Origin of the sequence: Bradyrhizobium sp. 132 (assembly GCF_023074185.1) — a bacterium.
GTDB lineage: Bacteria > Pseudomonadota > Alphaproteobacteria > Rhizobiales > Xanthobacteraceae > Bradyrhizobium.
In genome coordinates, this window is record NZ_JADPKY010000076.1 from 1 (window position 1) to 9348 (window position 9348).

Sequence of the window (9348 nt, forward strand, 5' to 3'; positions counted from 1 at the left end):
AAACCCGGCGCTGCACGAATTCCTGAAGTTGCTCTCTGAGCGCTACCCATCGCCTTCGAGTGGTCGCTGACGCGCGCGGCGCGCTTTCCGGAAGCTCCTGTCGGCTGCCATGAACCGGGCCAGCATGGGCGCGATAAGCTTAGCTGGATCTCCGATCGGCTGAGTGGTCTCCTGCGCAAGGATCTCGGCATATGCCACGAGATCCCTGTGCACGCTCGCGGGCAGTTCATGCGTAATCTTGATCGGCTTGTCGTCGTGGATTGCGCCGAGCTTTAGCTTGGGCATCGTTCTCACCCCCTATACGGTTCGAGCACCAGGTCACGGTTGACGATCACCCGCACCGGAAATCCCGGACGAATCGTCAAAGTTGGCTGAATATTGAGATTGCGGCGGACTATCTGCTGGCCCGCTTGATTGATCGAATCCCCAGCTCCACGGCGGAGCGCGGCAATGAGATCGCTGTTGGTGTTGCCGCTATCCGCCCCGGAATTCACCTCCGTGCCGACGGAAAGCAGCGTCGAAAGAGCGGCGGCCCCCAACAATTCCTTCCAATGATTGTCGACTTCGTCCTCAAGACCAGAGTAACCTGCCGCATCTGCGCCGGGCTGCCGTTCCAAAACAATCGACCTTCCATTCGGCATGATAAGGCGCGTCCACACCAGGAGCACGCGCGACTGTCCAAATGCGACCTGGCTATCGTAGCTCCCGATCAGCCTTGCTCCCTGGGGGATAAGGCGAGCTCGCCCGGTAGGAGAATCGTACACCGCTTCTGTGACTTGGGCTGTGATCTGGCCAGGCAGGTCGGAGCGGATTCCTGTGATCAGCGCGGCCGGAATGACCGTTCCGGCCTGAACGACAAAAGGCGAAGCGGGCCTCACAAGGCGATCGGAGCTTGTCGTCCGACGATCGACCGTTGCACTGACGAACGCAAGCTTTCGGTCTTGGCCATTTTGAGCAAATGCTTCGTCGGATGATGGCGCGGCGGATGAACGAGCTTCGCTCGATGAGGTGGCAGGGACCTGTGGCCGGACATTGGTGCTGGCAAATACCTTGCTGATCCGTGCCGCCTCGCTCTCCTGGCTGAGACGCTGCTGTTCGGCATCGATGCCGAGGGAGCTGGATGTCGAAGACCCCTGTGCTGCGACGATCGGCCGGCCGAGATCGCCCGGCAAGGGCGGCCCTAGACGCGGCACGTCCTTCGGGATCTCGGTGTAATCCTTTGGTAAGGTCGCGAGCTGATCGGCGATATTGTGGTGGTCGGTGGCGTAAAGCTCCTCAGGCGCTGAAGTATGAGACCGTTTCTCCTGCAGCGCCCAGAGCACCGCGCCGGTGACCAGCACGAGCACAGAAGCGCTGACGCCTATCAGGACCTTTCGCGAGAGGCGCGCAACTTGCGGAGGATCCGGCCGAAGCCGCAGCGCTTCGGCGATCTCTTCCGGTGGCCTGGCCCGAGGTGGTTCGTTTGGTTCATCGATCGCCTGGTCACTATCGTTCAAAGCGACCTCCCGTCGGTTCGCACGATCCTGACCTTCTGCTGGTGCTCCTCGCCGAGCCTCAGCTCGGCGGCCGCGAACAGCCGGTCAACAATCAGCACATTTCCGTAAGCGCGGTAGTTGACGATCTCGGCTTTACCGTTGGGCCCGATCACGAAGAGCGGCGGCATCTCGCCCTGACTGACGCCGGAGGAGAATTCGACATAGGTTTTGCGGCCGTCATCATAAGCGTTGACGGGACGCCACGGCGGGCTGTCGCCCTCGATCGCGTAACGGTACCGGCGCGCCGGCAGGTCCGGAATAAAGGGTGTCGGCGGTAGAGCTCGCGTTCGCCCGCCACGATCCGCCGGATAGAACCAGGCGACCGAGGGCATATAGGGCTTTTCTTTGGCGCGAAGCTCGATCAGGTAAGTACGGCGATCAGTATTGACGACGAGGTTGGTCTCGATCGAGGGACGGGTGGGCTTGACCATGACGTGAACGCGGCGGGTGTCGCCGCTGCCACTCTCGGTGTCGCCGACCACCCAGCGGACGGTATCGCCTGCGGCGACCGGTCCTGAGCCGATCAGCTGCTCACCGGGCTCGAGGGCAATGTCCGTAATTTGCCCCGGCGCGGCATAGATCTGGTAGAGCGCGCCCGGACTATAGGAAAACACTTGCACCGCATTGTAGTAGCCGGCTTTGCGAGGCTGCACGCGTGCAGCGTCATTTGCGGTTTCGATGCGCTCGACAGGCTCCTTGGGCTCCGCGCTGTTGCCGCCTCGTGCAGCCTTCCAGGCCGGCGGCACATGCAGCGGTCGCGGGCGATCATCGGCAAGCGCCGGCAAGTCCGGTGCCGGCGGGAGCTCGTTGTCGTAGCTGATTTGCGGCGGCCTGAAGGTCGTGCAGCCGCCCAGCGTCGAGGCACAGACCAGAAGAGCCAGAGGCAAGCACGGCCGCGCTTTTCGTGACACAATAACGAGACCTGATGGCATGTTAGCCGAGCTCCTTTGACCAGTTGATCGCGTTGACGTAGATGCCGAGGGGATTTTTGCGTAGGCGATCCAGATCGCGAGGCATTTCCACGACGATGGTGAGGATCGCGCTCCACCGCTCCGTTGCGGCAAGCTGACCGTTCTCGTAGCGCCGCTCGATCCAGGCCAGGCGAAAGCTCTCAGGGGAGGCCCGGATGACGCTAGACACTTCGATCGCGACTTGCGTTTTGCCGAGCTTGGCGAATGGTTCGTTGTTGCGGGCATAATCGTTGAGCGCCGCGGCACCGCGATCCGTCGTGAAATCGTAGGCGCGCAGCCAGTTTTCGCGGAGCACGATGGCGTCCATCGGCAGACCACGCACATGCTCGACGAATCGCGCCAGGTGAAAAGCGACTTGGGGGTCGGTCGGTTGGTAGCTGGCATTTGCCGGAGCGACAGTCTTGGCTTCCCCCAATTGGTCGACCTCAACCACCCACGGCGTGATCGTCCCGTGTGCGGATTGCCAGACCAGAGCGGCGGCAAAACAGCCGGACAAGAAGAGGGAGCCAAACGCCATCAGGCGCCAGTTTTTGGCCTGGACGCGCGCAGACCCAATGCGATCATCCCAGACCTGGGCGGCGCGTTGATACGGAGTGACAGGCTCCGGCATGCGGCCATAGTGAACGGCCGATCGTTTGAACATTGTTTGACCTCAAGATGCTCAGGAATGGAAATGGTCGATGTGAAGCGTCAGCGGTCTTGTTGCGAGAGGTCGACAGATCCGCCGCCCACGCCGTGATCGCCGGAACGGATCGCCTGGGTAGCCGCTGATGCGCCATGGCTGATCGTCTGCGCTCGCTTCATCCGACGAACCCAAGGGGGCGCGTCGAACCCAGCGGCGGAAGAGTCCCCCTCTTCACGACCGGCATGGTTCGGCGCTCCGCCAAGACCAGTGGCGACCGAACGTAAAGGACTAGCCGCACCTGACGCACTTGCCTCTGCGCCGGACATGCTCCCCGCCCGCGACACGCTCCCCGCCTGCGACACGCTCACCGTACCATTTGCAATCGCGCTGCCTCCACGTGCCGCGCCAGCAATCGCGCCGCCGGCGAGACCGGCCGCGCCGGCGGCGAGACCTGCGCCAGCCGCAACAACGCCACCGGCGGCGAGGCCTGTCCCGACAGCGCTTCCGGCGCCAAGCTGCGGACCTCCGGAGACGATGCCGTTGGCAATACCGGGCCCGAAAATCCCGAGCCCCAGAAGTGTGAGCGCACCGAGCACCAGCGCCATCGCATTCTCGATGGTCGGCTGGTTGCCGCCGAAGCCTGCCGTGAACTGCGAGAACAAGGTCGATCCGATGCCGACAATGACGGCCAGGACCAGGACCTTGACGCCGGAAGAGATTACGTTGCCCAGCACTCGCTCGGCCGCAAAGGCCGTCTTGCCGAAGAGGCCAAAGGGGATCAGCACGAAGCCGGCAAGTGTCGTCAGTTTGAACTCGACAAGCGTGACGAAAAGCTGGATCGCGAGAATAAAGAAGGCCAACAGCACCACGATCCAGGCGAACAGCAGGACCACGATCTGCACGAAATTCTCGAAGAAGCTGACGTAACCCATGAGCCCCGAGATCGAGTCGAGGATGGGTCGGCCGGCATCAAGGCCAACTTGGGCGATCCGGCCCGGCCGCAGAAAATCTGTCGACGACAGGCTTGTGCCTGAGGCTTTTAGCCCAAGGCCTGCAAAGCTCTCGAAGACGATGCGCGCAAGGCTGTTCCAATTGCTGATCAGATAGGCAAAGACGCCGACAAACAATGTCTTCTTGACGAGCCGGGCAAGAATCTCCTCATCAGTGCCAAAGGACCAGAACAGGCCCGCGAGCGTGAGGTCGATCGCCGCCAGCGTCGTGGCGAGATACCCCACTTCGCCTCCGACGAGGCCAAACCCGGAATCGATGTAGCGGGTGAAGGTTTCCAGGAATTGATCGATGACGGAGGTACCACCCATGGGTCACTCGCTTTGGCTTGGAATGGAGGGAAAACCGGACGGGAGGCGACTTTCGTCCTTGCGCGGGACAGGAGAGAGGAATGGCGCGGCGCCTGTCCGGCTGTCCGGATCACCTGTCGATCTACTTCCTGCCAAGAACTGCCTGCGCTGCTCGGCCCAGATCTTCTGGCATTCGAGAAGAGCCTCTTTCTGCTCGTAGGTGACGGTGCGGCATTGCTCGAGCTTTGCTGCGGTCGCATCGGATTTTGAGGCGAGATAGACGGAAGATTGGGTCGCGCTCCTGTCCTCAGGCAACCGAATGGCGCAGACGCCAACCACCAGGACAGCAAGACCAAGGGCTGCCGCGGCGGGCAGTCGTTCAAGTCGTTTCTTCATGATCAGTGAAACATCTGCACGGTTGTTGGTTGGTAGCCCTGCCCCTGGCTAAGAAAGCGCCGCAGTTGCTCCCTGCCCTGATCCTGCGCAGCTGCGCGCTGGGCAGACTCGAGCGTTTGCGCACGACCTTGCGACGCGACAGTAGCCGTAAGGTCCGCAAGCTGCTGAGCTTGCAACGCAAGGAGCTGGTTGCCGGCCTGACTTGCCTGAAGCGCACCCGATGCGCCCTGGCTCGCCGTCACCAGGGCGGACATTTGGGTGCGGTTGGTGTCGAGATTGCGGACAACACTCGCTTGGAGCCGCATGGCGTCCTGCAGCCCGGCAACGGAGTTCTGCCAACGCGTCTGCGCATTCCCGACAAGGAGCCCATTGGACATGCTGACCGATGCCGGCGCATAGGTGGTGGAAAACGCGCGATCGACCTGCTCGACATCATAGGCAATTCGCTGTGCCTGCGAGAGTAGCTGCTGGGTGCGCTGAATCGATTGCTCGAGCTGTTGTAACGACGAATAAGGCAGGCTGGCCAGGTTCTTCGCCTGATTGATCAGCATCTGCGCTTCGTTCTGCAGCGAGGTGATCTGGTTGTTGATCTGCTGCAGCTCACGCGCGGCGGTCAGCACATTCTGAACGTAGTTGTTGGGATCGAAAACGATCCACTGCGCCTTTGCTCTGCCGGGCGCTTGGACCATGATCATGGCGATGATGCTTGCCGCCAGAATCGGCCGGATCCAGTTCATGAGAGCGCTCCTTGTTGGGCGAGCTGCGGAATGAGATTGCAGGCCCAGCCGAGGTCGCGCGCCTTGAGCCAACCGGTCACGAACTCGTCCCTTCCGTGCTCGGCAAGCACCCGTTCGACGAGAGCCTGGTCGGCTTTGGACGAGGCGGCCACGAAGACGAGCGCGATTTCGCCAAGTCCGAGCTCGAACAGGCGGTTGCCGCGTCGAGATTGACAGTAGTAGTGTCGCTTGGGGGTGGCGCGGGCGAGGATCTCGGTCTGGCGGTCGTTCAGCCCAAAGCGCCGGTAAATCGCCATGATCTGCGGCTCGACGGCGCGATCGTTTGGCAACAGGATCCGGGTCGGGCAGCTCTCAATGATGGCAGGCGCGATTTTGGAGGCGTCGATATCGGCGAGCGACTGGGTCGCAAAAACGACGGAGGCGTTCTTCTTGCGAAGCGTTTTGAGCCATTCGCGGAGCTTGCCGGCAAAATCGGCATCATCGAGCGCGAGCCAGCCTTCGTCGATGACGAGCAGTGTCGGACGGCCGTCTAAGCGGTCCTCGATCCGGTGAAACAGATACGCCAGAACTGCGGGCGCGACAGAGGTCCCAATCAATCCGTCGGTCTCGAACACCTGGACGGAGGCTTCACCGACCGTTTCGTGCTCGCCGTCCAGCAACCGCGCGTATGGCCCCCCGAGGCAGTAGGGCTGCAGCGCGCGCTTGAGAGCGTTGGATTGCAGGAGAACGGAGAGCCCAGTCAGCGTCCGCTCGGCAACCGGCGCCGAGGCGAGCGAGGTCAACGCCGACCAGACATGATCCTTAGTCTCAGGCGTGACCTCGATCCGCTCGCGCGACAGGATCGATGCGATCCAGTCGGATGCCCAGCCTCGCTCGCCGAGATCGTCGATGCGCGCGAGCGGCTGGAGGGCGACGAGTTCTGACGGATCGAGCGCGCCGCCGAGATCATGCCAGTCGCCGCCCATGGCGATGGCCGATGCCCGGATCGAGCCGCCGAAGTCAAACGCAATGATCTGCGCCGCGCTGTAGCGGCGGAACTGCAGCGCCATGAGCGCCAGCAGGACCGACTTGCCGGCGCCCGTCGGTCCGATGACCAGCGTGTGGCCGACATCTCCGACATGCAGAGAAAACCGGAATGGCGTGGAACCTTCAGTCTTGCCGAAGAACAATGGCGGCGCCTTGAAGTGGTGATCCCTCACCTCTCCGGCCCATACCGCAGATAGCGGGATCATATGGGCGAGGTTCAGGGTCGAGACCGGCGGCTGGCGGACGTTCGCGTAAGTTTGTCCCGGCAGGCTGCCGAGCCAGGCTTCGACGGCATTGACCGTCTCGGCCATGCAGGTGAAGTCTCGGCCCTGGATAACCTTTTCGGCGAGGCGGAGCTTTTCGTCGGCTGCGCGCGGATCCCTGTCCCAGACCGTGACCGTTGCCGTGACGAAGACCTGGCCGATCTGATCCGAACCCAATTCCTGGAGCGCACTGTCCGCATCCATCGCCTTGTTGTGGGCATCGGTATCCAAAAGCGCGGAGGCCTCGTTCGTCATCACCTCCTTCAGGATCGAGGCGATCGACTTGCGCTTGGCAAACCATTGACGCCTGATCCTGGTGAGGAGCTTTGTGGCATCTGTCTTGTCGAGCATGATAGCGCGCGTCGACCAGCGGTACGGGAATGCCAGCCGGTTCAGCTCGTCGAGAATCCCGGGCGTGGTCGCAGTCGGAAACCCCACGAGCGTCAGAACGCGCAGATGCGCGTCGCCCAGCATGGGTTCAAGTCCGCCTACCAGCGATTGATCGGCTAGCAACGCATCGAGATACATCGGGATTTCTGGCACACGCACCCGGTGCCGTTTGGTCGAGACCGTCGAATGCAGGTAGGTCAGCGTTTGCTCGTTATCAAGCCAACGGCATTCCGGCATGAAACCCTCGACCAGCTGCAGCACGCGGCTGGTCCGGTCACTAAAGCCGGCGAGCAGCTCGCGTGCATCGGCTCCCGCAGCGCGCTGGCTGCCCTCGTACAGCAGGCGCTCTGCTGCGGCCGCACTCTCTGCCGGAGGCAAATAAAGGAAAGTCAGGTAGTAGCTCGATTCGTAATGACTGCCGGCTTCCTCGAATTGCGCCTTCCGCTCCGCATCCACCAGCGCCGAGGCGACGTCCGGGAATGTATCCGGCGGATAGCGTCCGGCCGAATGCCGCTGCGCCTCGACGAACACGGCCCACCCGGATCCGAGACGACGGAGTGCATTGTTGAGGCGGCCTGCGACGGCAACGAGCTCGGCCGGCACGGAGCTGTCGAGATCCGGCCCTCTGAACCGGGCCGTTCGCTGAAACGATCCATCCTTATTGAGAATGATCCCTTCATCGACCAGGGCAGCCCAGGGCAGGAAGTCGGCAAGACGTGTGCTTGAACGGCGGTATTCGGCAAGATTCATCATGGGACGACTTCAGGTGCTGAGGTGAGCGGGAACGCGAACATGCCGGCGCACGACTTCCACGAATTCCGGATCGCGCTTTGCGGCCCAGACCGCAGCCATGTGACCCACGAAAGCGAGGAGAAGGCCGGCCAGCCACATGCGCAGGCCCAGACCGAGTGCGGCGCCCAGTGTACCGTTGAGGATGGCAACCGCGCGCGGCGCGCCGCCCAGCAGGATCGGTTCGGTGAGCGCGCGGTGGACGGGAGCCACAAATTCCGGGACTGGCTCGTCCATCAGATCACCACTCCGCCGCCGAATGAGAAGAACGAAAGGAAGAAGCTCGATGCGGCGAATGCGATCGACAGGCCAAACACGATCTGGACTAGCCGCCGGAAACCACCCGAGGTGTCGCCAAAGGCGAGCGACAGCCCGGTCACGATGATGATGATGACCGCAATGATCTTTGCGACCGGACCTTCGACCGATTGCAGGATCTGGTTCAGCGGCTGCTCCCAAGGCATGTTCGAGCCGGCGGCCCAGGCCGGCGCGCTGGCTAGGGCAAGGCTGGCGAACGCCACAATTGAGATGAAGCCGCGCCCGAGAGACGATCGTGTGGTCATGACTGATCTCCGATGTTCGAAAGGCTGTAGTCGCCCGATGATCCAAGGCCTTCGACGCTGGCGAGTTCGCTCAACCGCCGTTCGCCGCCACGGCCAGAGAGAACGGCGATGACGTTGATGGTTTCTGCGATCAGGGCGCGTGGGACGGTGATGACGGCTTCCTGGATCAGCTGCTCGAGCCGGCGCAGCGCGCCAAGCGAGGTCCCGGCGTGTATCGTTCCGATGCCGCCGGGATGTCCTGTGCCCCAGGCTTTCAAAAGATCCAGCGCTTCGGCCCCACGGACCTCGCCGATCGGAATGCGATCAGGGCGCAGGCGAAGAGAGGAGCGCACAAGATCGGAGAGCGAGATCACGCCGTCCTTGGTCCGCAGCGCCACCAAATTTGGTGCCCTGCACTGAAGCTCCCGGGTATCTTCGATGAGGACGACGCGGTCCGAACCTTTGGCAACCTCGGCAAGCAGCGCATTTGTCAGCGTGGTCTTGCCGGTCGAGGTGCCGCCGGCGACCAAGATGTTCTTCCGTGCGGCGACCGCGTTGCGAAGCGCGCTCGCTTGGCTCGCGTTCATAATGTCCGCGGCGACATACTCGTCCAGGCCAAACACGGCGATCGCCGGTTTGCGGATGGCAAAGGTCGGCGCGGCAACAACCGGCGGCAGCAATCCTTCGAAACGTTCCCCCGTTTCCGGCAGCTCAGCCGAAATCCGGGGCGAGCCGGGATGAACTTCTGCTCCTACATAGTGCGCGACCAGTCGGAC

The 9348-nt window shown here is 62.5% G+C and carries 11 protein-coding genes; all 11 read right to left on the reverse strand.

Going from position 1 to position 9348, the window contains the following annotated elements; translation table 11 throughout:
* Nucleotides 1–42 precede the first annotated feature (42 nt).
* Nucleotides 43–285: a DUF2274 domain-containing protein gene (locus tag IVA74_RS12285; RefSeq protein ID WP_247343524.1), complete on the reverse strand. Its 243-nt coding sequence runs from the start codon at nt 283–285 to the stop codon at nt 43–45.
* 5 nt (nt 286–290) lie between these two features.
* Nucleotides 291–1496, reverse strand: a complete 1206-nt coding sequence (locus tag IVA74_RS12290) for a TrbI/VirB10 family protein (protein ID WP_247343525.1) — start codon at nt 1494–1496, stop codon at nt 291–293.
* A complete protein-coding gene (gene trbG / locus IVA74_RS12295; RefSeq protein WP_247343527.1) occupies nt 1493–2467 on the reverse strand; it encodes a P-type conjugative transfer protein TrbG in 975 nt (324 codons plus the stop codon). Before trbG ends, IVA74_RS12290 begins: the two co-directional genes overlap by 4 nt.
* A 1-nt stretch (nt 2468) precedes the next feature.
* Complete coding sequence (trbF, locus tag IVA74_RS12300) at nt 2469–3149, reverse strand: conjugal transfer protein TrbF (RefSeq protein ID WP_247289301.1); 681 nt, start codon at nt 3147–3149, stop codon at nt 2469–2471.
* Between the two features lie 47 nt (nt 3150–3196).
* Nucleotides 3197–4450, reverse strand: a complete 1254-nt coding sequence (gene trbL / locus IVA74_RS12305) for a P-type conjugative transfer protein TrbL (RefSeq protein WP_247343530.1) — start codon at nt 4448–4450, stop codon at nt 3197–3199.
* A gap of 3 nt (nt 4451–4453) precedes the next feature.
* Nucleotides 4454–4825 carry a putative entry exclusion protein TrbK-alt gene (gene trbK-alt / locus IVA74_RS12310; RefSeq protein WP_247296878.1) on the reverse strand — a complete coding sequence of 124 codons (372 nt, stop codon included), beginning with the start codon at nt 4823–4825 and terminating at the stop codon, nt 4454–4456.
* A gap of 2 nt (nt 4826–4827) precedes the next feature.
* Nucleotides 4828–5562: a P-type conjugative transfer protein TrbJ gene (gene trbJ / locus IVA74_RS12315; protein WP_247338340.1), complete on the reverse strand. Its 735-nt coding sequence runs from the start codon at nt 5560–5562 to the stop codon at nt 4828–4830.
* Entirely contained in the window at nt 5559–7994 is a 2436-nt protein-coding gene (gene trbE, locus IVA74_RS12320; RefSeq protein ID WP_247343531.1) for a conjugal transfer protein TrbE, read from the reverse strand. Before trbE ends, trbJ begins: the two co-directional genes overlap by 4 nt.
* A gap of 9 nt (nt 7995–8003) precedes the next feature.
* Nucleotides 8004–8267: a VirB3 family type IV secretion system protein gene (locus tag IVA74_RS12325; protein WP_247343533.1), complete on the reverse strand. Its 264-nt coding sequence runs from the start codon at nt 8265–8267 to the stop codon at nt 8004–8006.
* Nucleotides 8267–8593: a TrbC/VirB2 family protein gene (locus IVA74_RS12330; protein ID WP_247338342.1), complete on the reverse strand. Its 327-nt coding sequence runs from the start codon at nt 8591–8593 to the stop codon at nt 8267–8269. Before IVA74_RS12330 ends, IVA74_RS12325 begins: the two co-directional genes overlap by 1 nt.
* Nucleotides 8590–9348: P-type conjugative transfer ATPase TrbB (gene trbB / locus IVA74_RS12335; RefSeq protein WP_247343535.1), on the reverse strand; the 759-nt coding region annotated here is incomplete at its 5' end. The genes IVA74_RS12330 and trbB, both read right to left, overlap by 4 nt.

Excerpts from the sequence above, each read along its gene's own strand:
- trbK-alt (WP_247296878.1), bottom strand. The coding sequence starts at position 4,825 with ATGAAGAAACGACTTGAACGACTGCCCGCCGCGGCAGCCCTTGGTCTT.
- trbE (WP_247343531.1), bottom strand. The coding sequence starts at position 7,994 with ATGATGAATCTTGCCGAATACCGCCGTTCAAGCACACGTCTTGCCGAC.
- IVA74_RS12325 (WP_247343533.1), bottom strand. The coding sequence starts at position 8,267 with ATGGACGAGCCAGTCCCGGAATTTGTGGCTCCCGTCCACCGCGCGCTC.
- trbG (WP_247343527.1), bottom strand. The coding sequence starts at position 2,467 with ATGCCATCAGGTCTCGTTATTGTGTCACGAAAAGCGCGGCCGTGCTTG.
- trbL (WP_247343530.1), bottom strand. The coding sequence starts at position 4,450 with ATGGGTGGTACCTCCGTCATCGATCAATTCCTGGAAACCTTCACCCGC.
- IVA74_RS12285 (WP_247343524.1), bottom strand. The coding sequence starts at position 285 with ATGCCCAAGCTAAAGCTCGGCGCAATCCACGACGACAAGCCGATCAAG.
- trbF (WP_247289301.1), bottom strand. The coding sequence starts at position 3,149 with ATGTTCAAACGATCGGCCGTTCACTATGGCCGCATGCCGGAGCCTGTC.
- IVA74_RS12330 (WP_247338342.1), bottom strand. The coding sequence starts at position 8,593 with ATGACCACACGATCGTCTCTCGGGCGCGGCTTCATCTCAATTGTGGCG.
- trbJ (WP_247338340.1), bottom strand. The coding sequence starts at position 5,562 with ATGAACTGGATCCGGCCGATTCTGGCGGCAAGCATCATCGCCATGATC.